This is a genomic window from Bradyrhizobium sp. 41S5 (genome assembly GCF_011516665.3).
GTDB classification, from domain to species: Bacteria; Pseudomonadota; Alphaproteobacteria; order Rhizobiales; family Xanthobacteraceae; genus Bradyrhizobium; species Bradyrhizobium quebecense.
In genome coordinates, this window is sequence record NZ_CP083721.1 from 5,993,294 (window position 1) to 6,008,576 (window position 15,283).

Here is a 15,283-nt window from a genome sequence, read left to right on the forward strand (position 1 = left end):
ACAACGTTTGAAACGCCGTCGCGATATTCCGCGATGCGGTAGGGATGATCGGAAAATCGGTGCTCGCGCTTCGCGTCGCACGCGTTTATTGTCCGCCGCGAAACACGCCTACGCGACGGGAGAAACGACAATGAAGCATGCCTATGTGCCGCGCACCACGAACTACACGCTCAATCCGGGCGACGAGCTCAACGACCTCCGGATGTCGGAAAAGGTCCGCCCGCTCTACGACCATGTGAAGCAGTTCATCCGCGACACGGTTGACCCGATGTCGGTCGAGTTCTATCGCGCCGGCGAGAAGAAGACCAACCGCTGGAGCTTCACGGACGAGCAGCTCGCGATTCTGCAGAAGGCCAAGAACAAGGCGAAGGAAGTCGGCCTCTGGAACTTCTTCCTGCCCGATGCCGAAACTGGCGAAGGCCTCAACAACCTCGACTACGCCTATATCGCCGCCGAACTCGGCAAGAGCCCGCTGGCCTCCGAGACGATGAACTGCTCGGCGCCCGACACCGGCAACATGGAAGTGCTGGAGCGCGTCGGCACCAAGGCGCAGAAGGAGAAGTGGCTGAAGCCGCTGCTCAACGGCGAGATCCGCTCGGCCTATGCGATGACCGAGCCGAACGTCGCCTCCTCCGACGCCAAGAACATCTCGACCACCGCAAAGCTGGTCGGCGACGAGTGGGTGATCAACGGCGAGAAATATTACATCTCCGGCGCCGGCGATCCGCGCTGCAAGATCATGATCGTGATGGTGAAGACCAATCCCGACGCGGCGCCGAGCAAGCAGCAGTCGCAGATCCTGGTGCCGATCGACACCCCCGGCGTCGAAATCCTGGGCCCGATGCATGTGTTCGGCCATGACCACGCGCCGCGCGGCCACATGCATCTGCGCTTCAACAATGTGAAGGTGCCGAAGGAGAACATGCTGCTCGGCGAAGGCCGCGGCTTCGAGATCTCGCAGGTCCGCCTCGGCCCGGGCCGCATCCATCATTGCATGCGCACCATCGGCAAGGCCGAGAAGGCGCTCGACATGATGGTGCAGCGCGGCCTCACCCGCGAAGCGTTCGGCAAGAAGATCGCCCATCTCGGCGGCAACATGCAGATCATCGCCCAGGCGCGCTGCGAGATCGAGGCGATGCGGCTGATGGTGTTGAAGGCCGCCAAGGCGATGGACGTGCTCGGCAACAAGGAAGCCCGCGTCTGGGTTTCGATGGTCAAGGCCATGGTCCCCGAGCGCGCCTGCAAGGTGATCGACCAGGCGATCCAGATGCACGGCGCCACCGGCATCTCGCAATGGTCCCCGCTCGGCGAAATGTACCAGGACGTCCGCCATCTTCGCTTCGCCGACGGTCCGGACGAGGTCCACTGGATGGTGGTCGGCCGCCACGAGCTGAGCATGACGTAAGCTTGTCGTCTCCTGCCCGCGTGCAGGGAGACGAACAAAATCGTAAGGCGGGTTAGCGCAAGCGTAACCCGCCTTTTGCTTTCTTGTCCGCTCGCGGCGGGTTACGCTTCGCTAACCCGCCCTACGTTTTCGGACATCCCATGGAATATTCCCCAAGCGACCTCAGCCAGCGCGAACGCTACAAGGTGCTGACCTCCTTCGTGCTGCCGCGGCCGATCGCCTGGGTGACGAGCCTCAGCGCCGACGGCGTGGTCAACGCAGCGCCGTTCTCGTTCTTCAACGTGTTCTGCGAGGATCCGCCGCTCTGCATGTTCGCGGTCAACCGCAGGCCCGACGGCCGCGAGAAGGACACGCTGGTCAATATCCAGCGCCTGGGCGAGTTCGTGGTCAACCTGACCGACGAGGCCTTGGCGCGCGCGATGCACGAGACTTCGGGCGACTTCCCGCCGGAAATCGGCGAACCCGAATATCTCGGCCTCAAGCTCGCGCCCGCCAGCAAGATCGCGGTGCCCTGGCTGGCCGACGCGCCGTTCGCGATGGAGTGCAAGACCTGGAAGCTGATCGACGTCAATGGCGACCGCCAGCTGATCATGGGCGAAGGCATCCACTTCCATATCCGCGACGATTTGTGGGATCGTGACGCGATGCGCGTCCACATGGAGCGCTACCACCCGATCGGCCGCATGTTCGCCGATCGCTACTGCCGCACCGACGACCGCGTGGTGTTTCCCGCAGCTGAGGGCGCAAAGAAGAAATAGGACAAGACAATGACCGACGCATTCCGCGACAACCCGGCACAGAGCCGGTTCGAACTCACCGTCGATGGCGCAATCGCCTTCGTGGTCTACCGCAAGACGCCGGATACGATCACGCTGGTTCATACCGAGGTGCCGCCGGAGCTCGGCGGCCGCGGCATCGGCTCCGAGCTCGCCCGTGCGGCACTCGACGCCGTCCGCGCGCAGGGCATCAAGCTCGTCGTGAAATGCGAGTTCATCCAGGGCTTCATGAAGAAGCATCCGGAGTACGACGATTTGTTGAGGTGAAGCGGCAATGCGCAGAGCGGGTTTGCGCAGCGTAACCCGCCGATCTGCCGGGCATGAGGGCGGATTACGCTTCGGTAATCCGCCCTACAAGCTGCGGAGCTACGACGCCGCCAGTTCGCCGATCTTGTCCTGCGTCCTGGTGTCGAAATCGCCGGCGTCATGGCGCTCGTGGAGCTGGCTCGACGGCTCGCCCCAGGTGCGGTTGACCATGCGGCCGCGCTTCACCGCGGGCCGTGCCGCGATCGCGTCGGTCCAGCGTTGCACGTTCTTGTAATCCTGCACCGAGAGGAATTCGCCGCCGCCGTAGAGCAGGCCCTTGGCAAGGCTGCCGTACCACGGCCACACCGCCATGTCGGCGATGGTGTAAACGTTGCCCGCGAGATACTCGTTGTCGGCGAGCCTGCGGTCGAGCACGTCGAGCTGGCGCTTCACCTCCATCGCAAAGCGATCGATGGCGTATTCGATCTTGGTCGGCGCATAGGCATAGAAGTGCCCGAAGCCGCCGCCGAGATAAGGCGCCGAGCCCATCTGCCAGAACAACCACGAGAAGGTTTCCGCGCGGGTCTTCACATCGGTCGGCAGGAACACGCCGAACTTTTCCGCGAGGTAGACCAGGATCGAGCCCGACTCGAACACCCGGATCGGCTCCGGCCCGCTGCGGTCCATCAGGGCCGGGATCTTCGAATTCGGATTGACCGCAACGAAGCCGCTGCCGAACTGGTTGCCGTCGATCTTGATCAGCCAGGCGTCGTATTCCGCGTCCTTGTGGCCGGCCGCGAGCAGCTCTTCCAGCATCACGGTGACCTTGACGCCGTTCGGCGTCGCCAACGAGTAGAGCTGCAGCGGATGACGGCCGACCGGCAATTCCTTGTCATGGGTCGGACCGGCGATCGGCCGGTTGATGCTGGCGAAGCGTCCGCCGCTCTCCTTGTTCCAGGTCCACACTTTCGGCGGCTCGTAGGCAGAGGTGTCAGTCACGTCGTTGGCTCCCGGTTTACGTTTTTCCAAAGGCTGGGCCGGCGACCGTCGTGCCCACCCGCATGCTCGCACTAGATGGTGGGCGCGCTCCGCTTTGCCCAGCCTTGCCGTTGCTTTTTCTACCCTGCGGAATGCACAGCAGGGGCAACGGCTGAGCAGCGCCTGCACGCAAGATCGCTATCGCCGAAACCCGCTTGGCTTCGCTGACTGTCATGCGCTAGCGTCGCAGGGGCTGATGCCAACAAGCACAAGAAGCAGCCGCCGGGAGAAAACCAACCCATGAAATCACCGATCTGCGACATGCTGGGAATCGACTTCCCCCTGCTCGCCTTCAGCCATTGCCGCGACGTGGTGGCGGCGGTCAGCCGCGCCGGCGGCTTCGGCGTGCTTGGCGCGACCGCGCATTCGCCGGAGACGCTGGAGCAGGAGCTGAAATGGATCGACGCGCATGTCGACGGCAAGCCCTACGGCATCGACGTACTAATCCCGGAAAACATCTCGACCGCGGGCGAGAAGAACGTTACCTGGAAGAGCCTCGAGGCGCGCGTCTCGCAGGAGCATCGCGACTTCACCCGCAATCTGCTGAAGAAGTACGACATCGAGTTGACCAGCCGAAACGTCGCCGACAACCAGCCGCAGCCATTCGACGCCGAGACTGCGCTGCAATTGCTCGAAGTCTCGTTCCGCCATCCGATCCGGCTGATCGCCAACGCGCTCGGCGTGCCGCCGAAGACGATGATCGAAATGGGCCGAAGGCACGGCGTGCCGGTCGCGGCGCTGGTCGGCTCCAAGGAGCATGCGCTGCGCCAGGTCGCGGCCGGCGTCGACATTCTGGTTGCGCAGGGCACCGAGGCCGGCGGCCATTGCGGCGAGGTCTCGACCATGGTGCTGGTGCCCGAGGTGATCAAGGCGATCAGGAAGGTCCGCGACGTGCCGGTGCTCGCCGCCGGCGGCATCATGACCGGAAGCCAGATGGCGGCCTGCATGGCGATGGGTGCGGCCGGCGCGTGGACCGGCTCGGTGTGGCTTGCCACGGTGGAATCGGAGACCTCGGAGATCTTCCGCGAGAAGATGATCGCGGCATCCTCGCGCGACGCGATCCGCTCGAAGGGGCGCACCGGCAAGCCGGCGCGGCAGCTCCGCTCGGTCTGGACCGACGCCTGGGACCGCTCGCCGGACAGCCCCGGCGCGCTGCCGATGCCGCTGCAAAGCATCATCAGCCGCGACGCCTTCAACGCGATCGACCGCGCGGCTGCGGCCGGTAACGAGAAGGCCCGCGATCTGGTCAGCTATTTCGTCGGCCAGGGCGTCGGCCTGGTCGATAGCGTGAAGTCGGCGGGCGCCGTGGTGCAGGAATTCAAGGAAGACTTTGTCGAGGCCGTCGAGCACATGAACGCGCTGGTGGCGGAGTGATAGCCCTTCCCGCCGTCATTGCGAGCGAAGCGAAGCAATCCATCTCGCCCCGGCGGAGGGATGGATTGCTTCGTCACTTCGTTCCTCGCAATGACGCCTAGAACAACCATCGAGCCCAATACTGCAGAGAGTGCACAACAAGAATGTCAAACAGCGTCCCCGAAGACCGCATTCCCGTCATCGTCGGCGTCGGCGAGATCGTCGATCGTCCAAAGGACATCGCCGCCGGCCTCGAGCCGCTTACCCTGCTGGAAGAGGCGCTGAAGCGCGCCGAGGCGGATAGCGGCGCCAAGCTGCTCTCCGACGTGCAATCGCTCGACGTCGTCAACTTCCTGAGCTGGCGTTACCGCGATCCCGAGAAGCAGCTGGCGCAGCGGCTCGGCATCGCGCCCGCGCACCTCTACTACGGCCCGGTCGGCGGCGAGAGCCCGATCCGCTATCTGCACGAGGCGGCGCAGCGCATCGCGCGCGGCGAATGCAGCGTCGCCGCGGTCTGCGGCGCGGAGGCGCAGTCAACGGCGACCAAGGCGCAGCGCGCCGGCGTCGAATTGCCGTGGACGCCGTTCGCGCACGACGTGGAGGAGCCGAAGCGCGGCGCCGCATTCCAGAAGCCGCTTGCCGTTGCGCTCGGCGTGTTCCGGCCGATCACGGTCTATCCGCTCTACGAGTCCGCAACCTCGGCGCATTGGGGCCAGACGCCGCGCGAGGCGCTGAAGGAATCCGGCGAGCTGTGGTCGACCTATGCGCGCGTCGCCGCCGACAATCCGAACTCCTGGCTGAAGAAGCGCTTCACCGGCGACGAGATCACGACTGCGACGCCCGACAACCGGATGATCGCCTGGCCATACACCAAGCTGATGGTGGCGAACCCGACGGTGAACATGGGCGGCGCGCTGATCCTGACCAGCCTGGCGAAAGCGCGCGCGGCCGGCGTGCCGGAAGATAGGCTGATCTATCCGCTCGGCGGCGCCTCGGCCGAAGAGCCGCGCGACTACCTCATCCGCGACCAGTTCGTCGAGAGCCACGCGCAGAATGCGGTGCTGAGGGCGGTGATGGATCTCGTCGGCGGTGACGGCCGGAAGTTCGACGCGATCGAGCTCTATAGCTGCTTCCCCTGCGTGCCGAAGATGGCGCGCCGGACGCTCGGCTTGGGTGCCGACGTGCAGCCGACCGTGACGGGTGGGCTGACGTTCTTCGGCGCGCCGCTCAACACCTACATGACGCATTCGGCCTGCGCGATGGTGCGCAAGCTGCGCGGCGGCGGCACGCTCGGCCTGCTCTACGGCCAGGGCGGCTTCGTCACCAAGCATCATGGCCTCGTGCTGTCGCGCGCCGCGCCGACGGCCGCGCTCGATCAGGACACCAGCGTGCAGGCGGAGGCCGACCGCAACCGCCGCAACGTGCCTGATTTCACCGCGGAGGCGACGGGGAAAGGCAAGCTCGAGGCCTTCACCGTGATCTATCGCGCCAACGGCGAGGTCGAGCACGGCGTCACCATGCTGCGCACCGAGGACGGCCGCCGCACGCTCGGCCGCATCCCGGCGAGCGACACGGCAACGCTGACGTATCTGCAGAACCTCGACCGCACGCCGGTCGGCACCACGGGCGACATCGTCACGGCCAGTGACGGCGTGCGGGAATGGCGGGTAGCTTGAACCACCAACACCGTCATGGCCGGGCTTGACCCGGCCATCCACGTCTTTGCGCAACAAGAGGAAGTCGTGGATGCCCGGGACAAGCCCGGGCATGGCGTGATGAGCGGGGCTACGGCCTACCCCTTCACATCCTGCTTTTCGGAGGCCGTTGTCGGCTTGCTCTTGGCACCCGCACCGGTGACGCGGACTTGATCGCCGTCGGCGAGGCCGTCCGGCGGGGCGGTGATGATGCGGTCGTCGGGGGCGAGGCCCGAGGCGATCTCGATCTCCTTGCCGAGGTCGCGGCCGATCTTCACGGTCTTGAACAACACCTTGTCATCGGGGCTGACGGTTGCGACCCGCAGGCCGTTGCTGTTGAAGATCAGCGCGCTGGCGGGAATGCTGAGCGGCGCGGCCTCGCGCTGCAAATTGAGCTTCACGCTGGCATAGCTGCCCGGCATCAGCTCGCCGGAGGAGTTGTCGAGCCCGAGTTGCATCCGCGTGGTGCCGGAGGCGACATCGACCGCCTGCGAGGAGGCTTCCACCGTCGCCTGGAACGTGCGGTTCGGGTAATCCGGCATCACCAAGGAGGCCTTGGCGCCGATCTTGATCGCCGGAACGTAGTTCTGCGGCACGTTGACGTAGACGCGCAGCTTGGTGATGTCCGAGATCGTGAACATCGCGGGACCCGAGTTGCCGCCGGCATTGATCAGCGCGCCGACGTCGGTGTCGCGCGAGGTCACCACGCCGTCGAACGGCGCCGTGATCTTCTTGTAACCGGCGAGCGCTTCCAGCCGCTCGACATTGGCCTGGCCCGACCTGACCGCACCGTTCTTGTTGGAGAGGTCGGCGGTGCGCTCGTCGATCTCCTGGGCGGAGACGAAGTTCGAGGCGACCAGCGTCTTGCGCCGGGTCAGCGTCGCCTCGGAGAGCTTGGCTGAGGCCTGGGCGCTGGCGAGATCGGCGCGCGCCTGCAGCAATTGCTGGTCAAGGTCGGGCGCCTCGATCTCGGCAATCACCTCGCCGGCCTTGACGCGGGCACCGATGTCGGCGTCCCAGTTCTTGAGATAGCCGGACACCCGGGCGAAGATCGGCGCACGGGAATAGGCCTCGAGCCGGCCCGGCAGGTCGATCGTGGGGCTCAGCGCCTTGGCATTCGGCAGCGCCACGGCGACCGTCGGAATGGCCTGGTCGTCGGTCCATTCCTTCAGCCTTGTGCCCTGCTCCTCGCGGGCGCGGATGCCGGTGCCGACGATCAGCCCCGCGCCGACCAGTGCAACCACGCCGAATATGCCCAATCTCCGGCTGGACACCGGTGGGCGCTGTTCAGTGGGCTGCATGCGGAATCTCCGATGAGGCGGCGGCTTTGCCGCCTTGTTTCTTGTGTACCATACTGAATACCACGGGAACAAACATCAGCGTCGCGAAGGTTGCAAAGATCAGGCCGCCGATCACGGCGCGGCCCAGCGGAGCGTTCTGCTCGCCGCCCTCGCCGAGCCCCAGCGCCATCGGCGCCATGCCGATGATCATGGCGAGCGCGGTCATCAGCACCGGGCGGAAGCGGACAAATCCGGCCTCCAGCGCGGCCGCGACGGGATCGCCAAGTTCCTCATAGCGCTCGCGGGCAAAGCTGATCACGAGCACGCTGTTGGCGGTCGCAACGCCCATGCACATGATGGCGCCGGTGAGCGCCGGAACCGACAGCGTGGTCTGGGTCGTGAACAGCATCCAGACGATGCCGGCGAGCGCTGCGGGCAGCGCCGTGATGATCACGAACGGGTCCGACCAGGACTGGAAGTTCACCACGATCAGGAAGTAGATCAGCACGACCGCGCCGAGCAGGCCGAACAGCAGGCCGGTGAAGGCCGAGTTCATCGTCTGCACCTGGCCGAGCAGCACCACCGAAGAGCCCTTCGGCACTTCCTTTGCGGTGTCGGCAATGAGCTGGCGCACGTCGGTCGCGACGCCGCCGAGATCGCGGCCTTGCGTCGTGGCGTAGATCTGCACCAGCGACTGGATGTCGTATTGCGACACCACCGCGCTCGAGGTCGCGCGCTTGATGTCTGCGATGCCGCCGAGGATCGGCGCTTGGGTGTTCCCGGTCGCGGTGATCGGCAGCGTCTGCAGCGCGCTCAGCGAGTCGATCTGATATTGCGGCGTCTGCATCACGATCGAGTAGGACACGCCGTTGTCGGGATTGAGATAGTAGGTCGGCGCGACCTGCGAGGAGCCGGCAAGGTTGACGACGAGCGAGTTGGTGACGTCGCGCTCGGTCAGGCCGACAAATTGCGCGCGGGTGCGATCGACATCGATGTTGAAGGTCGGATTGTTCGGCGACTGCTGGATCCGCGCGTCGGCAATGCCGGGGATGCGCTTGATCTTCGCCAATAGCTTGTTGGCGTAGGCGAAATTGGCATCGAGGTTGGCGCCACGGATCTGCAAATCGATCGGCGCCGGCGCGCCGAAGTTCAGGATCTGGCTGACGATGTCGGCCGGCAGGAACGCGAAGCTGGTGCCCGGAAACAGCCGCGGCAACTGCTCACGCAGCGTGCGGACATGCTGCTCGGTCGGCTTGTGGCCTTCCTTGAGGCGGATCTGGATGTCGCCGTCCTGCGGACCGATCACGCCGGTGTTGTTGTAGGTCATGTTGATGCCGGAGATCGGCATGCCGATGTTGTCGGTCATGGTCTCGATCTCGCCGGGGACCAGCTTGCGGATGGCCTTCTGGATGTCGGCGAGTTGGTTGGCGGTCTCCTCGACACGGGTACCGACCTGGGTGCGGACATGCATCAGGATGTTGCCGGCATCGACCGACGGGAAGAAGTTGCGTCCCAGAAACGGCACCAGCACGAACGACGCGGCAACTACTGCGAGGAACCCGCCGACGAACACCTTGCGGTGGCCGAGCGCCATCTCGAGCAGGCCGCGATAGCCGCCGCGGATGCGCTCGAACCGCGCCTCGAAGCCGCGCTGGAACCAGACCAGCGGATTGCGCGACTTCGGCGGCGCGCCCTCGTGATGGACATGCGCCTGCAGCAAATAGTTCGCCATGGTCGGCACCAAAGTACGCGACAGGATGAACGACCAGATCATCGCGAACATGACCGCTTCGGCCATCGGCACGAACAGGAAGCGCGCGACGCCGGTCAGGAAGAACATCGGCACGAACACGATGCAGATACAGAGCAGCGAGACGAAGGCCGGCGTCACGATCTGGTTGGCGCCGTCCAGGATCGATTGCTCGACCGGTTTGCCCTGCTCGAGATGGTAGTTGATGTTCTCGATCGTCACCGTGGCGTCGTCGACCAGGATGCCGACCGCGAGCGCAAGGCCGCCGAGCGTCATGATGTTCAGCGTCTCGCCGATCAGGGACAGCATGATGATGGCCCCGAGCACCGACAGCGGGATCGACACCGCGATGATGACGGTCGAGCGCCAGCTGCCGAGAAACAGCAGGATCATCACACTGGTTAGCAGCGCGGCGATCACGCCCTCGAAGGCGACGCCGGTGATCGCACCGCGGACGAACACCGACTGGTCGCCGATGAAGCCGATCTTCAGCGCGTCCGGCATCTGGTCCTTGACGTCGATCACCTTCTGCTTGATGCCGGAGATGATATCGAGCGTCGAGGTGGCGCCGGCTTTCAGCACCATCATCAGCACCGAGCGGTTGCCGTCGACATGGACGATGTTGGTCTGCGGTGGATTGCCGTCGCGGACGGTGGCGACGTCACGCACATAGACCATTGCGCCGTTGACCTGCTTGATCGGCAGGTCGCCGAGTTCCTCCATCCGGAGCGGCGAGTTGTTCAGGTTTACGGTGTATTCGAAATTGCCGATCTTCTGCGTGCCGACCGGCGTGATCAGGTTTTGTGCCGCGAGCGTGTTGGCGACGTCCTGGCCGGACAGGCCACGCGCCTGCAGCGCGGTCGAATTGAGATCGATCTGGACCTGGCGCTGCTTGCCGCCGAACGGATACGGGATCGCAGCGCCAGGCACCGTGACCAGCGGCGTGCGCAGCTGATTGATGCCGATGTCGGCGAGGTTCTGCTCGGTCAGGCCGTCGCCCGACAATGCGACCTGGATGATCGGAACTGTCGAGGCGCTGTAGTTCAGGATCAGCGGCGGCGTCGCGCCCGGCGGCATCTGCTTGAGCAGGGTCTGCGAGATCGCGGTGACCTGCGCGTTGGCGGTGCGGATGTCGACATTGGGCTGGAAGAATATCTTGATGATGCCGAACCCGTTATACGAGTTGGCCGTGATGTGCTCGATGTCGTTGACCGTCGTGGTCAGCGCGCGCTGGAACGGCGAAGTGATGCGGCCGGCCATCTGGTCGGGCGGCAGGCCGGTGTACTGCCAGACCACGCCGATCACGGGGATACGGATGTCGGGAAAGATGTCGGTCGGCGTGCGCAGTGCGGCCAGCGGTCCGATAATCAAGAGCAGGATCGCGAGCACGACGAAAGTATATGGCCGGCTCAGCGCGATACGGACCAGTGCGATCATAAAAGCAGCATTCCCGAAATAAAGCCCGCCCAGGCAGAGGAATCGACATTGCAAAAGCCGTTCCGGTAGCGGCGGATTTACCCGATGCCGGGCAAAACGCCAACCTGCGGAGCCACGGCAGACTTCACTTCCTTGGCATAGTTCGTGAGGCTGCGTGCTCAGGCCGGCCGCGCCGGGCGCAGCGTGGCCGATCAACGTCGCGTCTTCATCAAAAAGAGACAGCCCAACTCCGAAACCGAGCCGGCCGAGGACGCCATTTCCGCCGATGGAAGGCTAACGCAACGCTGCTCTGCAAAAATGCAAAACGTGGTGAGCCGGTCGGCCCACCACGTTTGTGTTTCGCTGCCCGATGCAGGCCGTCCGGGCGCCGCCGGATCAGGCCGCGCGGACGGCGTCGAGGAATTTGCCGACCTCGAGCTTGAGGCGGTTGCTGTCACCCGAGAGCGACTGCGCCGCCGACAGCACCTGGGTCGAAGCCGAGCCGGTTTCGTTGGCGCCGTGCTGCACGTCGGTGATGTTGGCCGAGACCTGCTGGGTACCCTGCGCCGCCTGCTGCACGTTGCGGGAAATCTCCTGCGTCGCCGCGCCCTGCTCTTCGACTGCAGCGGCGATGGTGGAGGAGATCTCCGACAGCCGCTCGATGGTTGACGAGATTTCCTTGATCGCGCCGACCGATTCCTGGGTCGCGGTCTGGATGCCGGCGATCTGCTGGCCGATCTCGCCGGTCGCCTTCGCGGTCTGCTCCGCCAGCGCCTTCACCTCGGACGCCACGACCGCGAAGCCGCGGCCGGCTTCACCGGCGCGCGCCGCCTCGATGGTGGCGTTCAGCGCCAGCAGATTGGTCTGGCCGGCAATCGTGTTGATCAGTTCGACGACGTCGCCGATGCGCGCGGCGGCCTTCGACAACTCGCTGACGCGATCGTTGGTGGTGCGCGCCTGGCCGACGGCGTCGCCCGCCATCCGCGCCGACTCCTGGACCTGGCGGCTGATCTCGGTCACCGACGACGACAGCTCTTCGGTCGCCGACGCCACCGACTGCACGTTGGTCGATGCCTCCTCGGACGCTGCGGCAACCGAGGTGGTCAGTTCCTGCGACCGCCGTGCGGTCGATGACAGCGTGCTGGCCGAGGCTTCGAGCTGAGTCGAGGCCGACGACACGGTCTGCACGATCTCACCGATCATCTGTTCGAAATTGCGGGTGATGGTATCGACCCGGCGGCCGCGCTCGATCTTGGCCTCAGCATCGGCGGCCGCGGCCTCATCGGCGGCCTTCTTGGCGACCAGGGCTTCCTTGAACACCTGCAGCGTGTCGGCCATCGCGCCGATCTCGGTCTTCTCGCCCTGGTGCGGCACGATTGCGGTGAGGTCACCGCGGCCGAGCGCCTGCATCGGGCTCACGATCGAGGCGATGCCGGAAGTCACGTCGCGGATCATCAGGAAGCCAATACCGGCGCCCACGATGATGACGGCGCCGAGCATGATCGCAAGCAGCATGAATGCTGATGCGTAGCTGTTCGCAGCGTCCTGCGCCGCCTTGTCGGCACCGGCGTTGTTGAGGTCGATATCCTTGCGCAGGATCTCGTCCGCCTCGAGGCCGATCTTGTTCACGGTCTTGGCGTTCAGCTCATGCGCTTCGTGCGGGACCTTGCCGACCTCCTTGCGCGACAGCGCCATCACCTCCTCGGTGCCCTTCTTGTAGCGGGTCCAGGTGTCGACCCATTGATTGTAGAGCGTCCGCTCTTCCGGCGAGGTGATCATCGGCTCGTAGATCGCGCGGACCTTGGTGTTGGCTTCGACCACCGACGCCAGGGTCTTCTCCTGCGCGAGCTTCTCCTCCAGCGTCTCGACCAGCATGTGCTCGCGGATCACGTTGCGGTAGGTGATGACGCCGGCGCGCAGATCCCCAAGCGCACGCACGCTCGGCAGCCAGTTCTTCGTGATATCCACCGTGTTGGCATTGATCGACCGCATGCTCGTGACCGACAGCAGGCCCATGCCCGCCATTGCGACAAGCAGGAAGGACACCACGGCAATGATCTTGGCGCGGATCGAGAATTTGGCGAACATCTTGAGGTCTCTTGGATATCGGGCTCGCGAGGCCCGATCGAATGGCTGGGGGCGCGGCGGAACGCCGTAGACATCAAAGCCAGCCCCCCTCCTTAAGTAGGGTTAATTTGGTTCACCGTTGAACTACGGAGATATCAGTCATCAGACTGACATGGTGCGCGAGAGGCGCATCAAGGCATCAATGCCAGCGCGTCCGAGAAGAACTCCGGCCCGCCGAAATTGCCTGATTTCAGGGCAAGCACCATCTCGCCCTTTCCAGCGCCGACCGCGCGCAGAACCGGCACGCCCGCAGCGATTTCCGCCCCGACCAGGAATCCCGGGATACCCAGGCGATCGACCACGGCGCCTGAAGTTTCACCACCGGCGACCACCAGCCTGTGCACACCCGACCGCACCAGCCCCTCCGCGAGGTCGGCCATCGCCTGCTCGATCGCATGTCCGGCTGCATCACGGCCATGACGGGATTGCAGAGCAGCCACCTCCTCCGGGGTAGAGCTGCTGGCGATCAGGATCGGCCCCGTGCCGAGCCGCTGTTTGGCCCAGGCGAGCGCGCGCTGCGCCGCGTCCCTGCCGGCGATCGCCTGCTCGGGGTCGAGGTGCAGGACCGGCATCACCTTCTCGGCGCAGGCGATCTGGCGCAGGGTCGCCTGCGAGCAACTGCCGGCGAGGCAGGCGGCCGGCCCGCCGATCGCAGCGCTGGTCACGGCATTCACGGCAGCCGATTTGGCCTTGCCTGCGGCGACCAGCGTCCGCGCCAGTCCAAGCCCGATGCCGGAGGCGCCGACCGAGAGACCGTGATCCAGCGCGACCTGCCCGATGGTTTCGAGGTCGCGGTCGAACACCGCGTCGACGATCGCAGCACCGATGCCGCTGCGCGCAAGCTCGGCGAGCTTTGCCCGAACGGCCTCGGTGCCGCGGCTCAGCGTCGCCAGATCGACCAGGCCGACCTTGGTGGTGCTCTGGCGCGCCAGCACGCGGACCAGATTGGAATCATGCATCGGGTTGAGCGGATGGTCCTTCAACGGGCTCTCGTTCAGCGGCACCGAGCCGACGAACAGATTGCCCTGGTAGACGGTGCGGCCGGTTTCCGGGAAGGCCGGCGTTACCAGCACGATGCTGTCCCCGGAATCGGCACGCAGCGCGTCCATCACCGGGCCGATATTGCCGGCATCGGTGGAATCGAAGGTCGAGCAGATCTTGAACAGGATATGCTGAGCGCCGCGGTCGCGCAGCCAGGTCTCCGCGGCGCGCGAACGCGTCACCGCAAGGCCGGCCTCGATCGAACGGCTCTTCAGCGACACCACGACGGCATCGACCTCCGGCAGCGCGAGATCGTCGGCGGGCACGCCGATGGTCTGCACCGTGCGCAGGCCGGCACGGGTCAGCGTGTTGGCGAGGTCGGAGGCTCCGGTATAGTCGTCGGCGATGCAACCGAGTGCGAGTGTCACGGCTTCACTCCGGCATAGGGCTTGAACCAGGCGAGACCGTCGGTGGTCTTGCCGCGCGGATTATATTCGCAGCCGACAAAGCCGCCGTAACCGAGCCGGTCGAGCTCATCGAACAGGAACGGATAATTCAGCTCCTCGCCGTCGGGCTCGTTGCGCGAGGGGATCGAGGCGATCTGGATGTGGCCAATGATCGGCATCATCTCGCGCAGCCGCATCGTGACGTCGCCATGGATGATCTGGCAGTGATAGATGTCGAACTGCAATTTCAGGTTCGGGATCTTCAGCTCGCTGATCAGGTCGTACGCGAAGTTGAAATCATTGAGGAAGTAGCCGGGCACGTTGCGCGGATTGATCGGCTCGATCACGACGTCGAGGTCGTGCGGCGCGAAGAACTCCGCGGCGTTCGCGACGGATTTGTAGAAGGCTTCCACTGCGCGTCGATCACTGCGATCGGCGATCCCGGCCATCAGATGCACGCGCTTGACGCCGGTCGCTTGCGCATAAGGCAGCGCGGTCTTCAGGCTCTGCTGCAAATCGGCGAAGCGATCCGGCAGCGCGGCAAAGCCCTTCTCGCCGGCGTTCCAGTCGCCCGGCGGCAGGTTGAACAGCGCCTGTGTCAGCCCGGCAGCCTTCAGCCGCTTGCCGACCTCCTCGGCCGGATGGTCGTACGGAAACAGGAACTCGACCGCGGTGAAGCCCGCTTTCGCCGCCGCCTCGAAGCGGTCGAGGAACGGGACCTCGTTGAACATCATGGTGAGGTTGGCGGCAAAGCGGGGCATTGCAATATCC

The 15,283-nt window shown here is 65.0% G+C and carries 11 protein-coding genes; 5 read left to right on the forward strand and 6 right to left on the reverse strand.

The window, feature by feature from the left end:
* Positions 1-130: 130 nt before the first annotated feature.
* The 3 genes from HAP47_RS28915 to HAP47_RS28925 all read left to right on the forward strand — a co-directional run bounded on the left by HAP47_RS28915 (position 131) and on the right by HAP47_RS28925 (position 2,448).
* Positions 131-1,405, forward strand: coding sequence for an acyl-CoA dehydrogenase family protein (locus HAP47_RS28915; protein ID WP_173641673.1), 1,275 nt, complete (start codon positions 131-133; stop codon positions 1,403-1,405).
* A gap of 140 nt (positions 1,406-1,545) precedes the next feature.
* Positions 1,546-2,163, forward strand: a complete 618-nt coding sequence (locus tag HAP47_RS28920; RefSeq protein WP_173641672.1) for a flavin reductase family protein — start codon at positions 1,546-1,548, stop codon at positions 2,161-2,163.
* Positions 2,164-2,172: 9 nt separating this feature from the next.
* A complete protein-coding gene (locus HAP47_RS28925) occupies positions 2,173-2,448 on the forward strand; it encodes a GNAT family N-acetyltransferase (protein ID WP_173641671.1) in 276 nt (91 codons plus the stop codon).
* A gap of 99 nt (positions 2,449-2,547) precedes the next feature.
* On the opposite strand, the gene yghU is transcribed toward HAP47_RS28925, so the two are convergent.
* The gene (gene yghU, locus HAP47_RS28930) at positions 2,548-3,426 is read right to left on the reverse strand and encodes a glutathione-dependent disulfide-bond oxidoreductase (RefSeq protein WP_173641670.1); all 879 of its coding nucleotides are present in this window, start codon (positions 3,424-3,426) and stop codon (positions 2,548-2,550) included.
* A gap of 279 nt (positions 3,427-3,705) precedes the next feature.
* On the opposite strand from yghU, the gene HAP47_RS28935 reads away from it, so the two are divergent.
* Complete coding sequence (locus HAP47_RS28935) at positions 3,706-4,839, forward strand: nitronate monooxygenase (RefSeq protein ID WP_173641669.1); 1,134 nt, start codon at positions 3,706-3,708, stop codon at positions 4,837-4,839.
* Positions 4,840-4,982: 143 nt separating this feature from the next.
* Positions 4,983-6,494 carry an acetyl-CoA acetyltransferase gene (locus HAP47_RS28940; RefSeq protein ID WP_173641668.1) on the forward strand — a complete coding sequence of 504 codons (1,512 nt, stop codon included), beginning with the start codon at positions 4,983-4,985 and terminating at the stop codon, positions 6,492-6,494.
* A 116-nt stretch (positions 6,495-6,610) separates the two neighbouring features.
* Here HAP47_RS28940 and HAP47_RS28945 read toward each other — a convergent pair whose 3' ends face one another.
* The 5 genes from HAP47_RS28945 to otnI all read right to left on the reverse strand — a co-directional run bounded on the left by HAP47_RS28945 (position 6,611) and on the right by otnI (position 15,273).
* Complete coding sequence (locus HAP47_RS28945) at positions 6,611-7,813, reverse strand: efflux RND transporter periplasmic adaptor subunit (RefSeq protein ID WP_173641667.1); 1,203 nt, start codon at positions 7,811-7,813, stop codon at positions 6,611-6,613.
* Positions 7,800-10,979: an efflux RND transporter permease subunit gene (locus tag HAP47_RS28950; RefSeq protein WP_173641666.1), complete on the reverse strand. Its 3,180-nt coding sequence runs from the start codon at positions 10,977-10,979 to the stop codon at positions 7,800-7,802. Before HAP47_RS28950 ends, HAP47_RS28945 begins: the two co-directional genes overlap by 14 nt.
* A gap of 375 nt (positions 10,980-11,354) precedes the next feature.
* A complete protein-coding gene (locus HAP47_RS28955; protein ID WP_173641665.1) occupies positions 11,355-13,046 on the reverse strand; it encodes a methyl-accepting chemotaxis protein in 1,692 nt (563 codons plus the stop codon).
* Positions 13,047-13,216: 170 nt separating this feature from the next.
* Positions 13,217-14,494 (reverse strand): 3-oxo-tetronate kinase, encoded by a 1,278-nt coding sequence (gene otnK, locus HAP47_RS28960; RefSeq protein WP_173641664.1) that lies wholly within the window; start codon positions 14,492-14,494, stop codon positions 13,217-13,219.
* The gene (gene otnI / locus HAP47_RS28965; protein WP_173641663.1) at positions 14,491-15,273 is read right to left on the reverse strand and encodes a 2-oxo-tetronate isomerase; all 783 of its coding nucleotides are present in this window, start codon (positions 15,271-15,273) and stop codon (positions 14,491-14,493) included. The genes otnK and otnI overlap by 4 nt, the downstream gene beginning before the upstream one ends.
* Positions 15,274-15,283 lie beyond the last annotated feature (10 nt).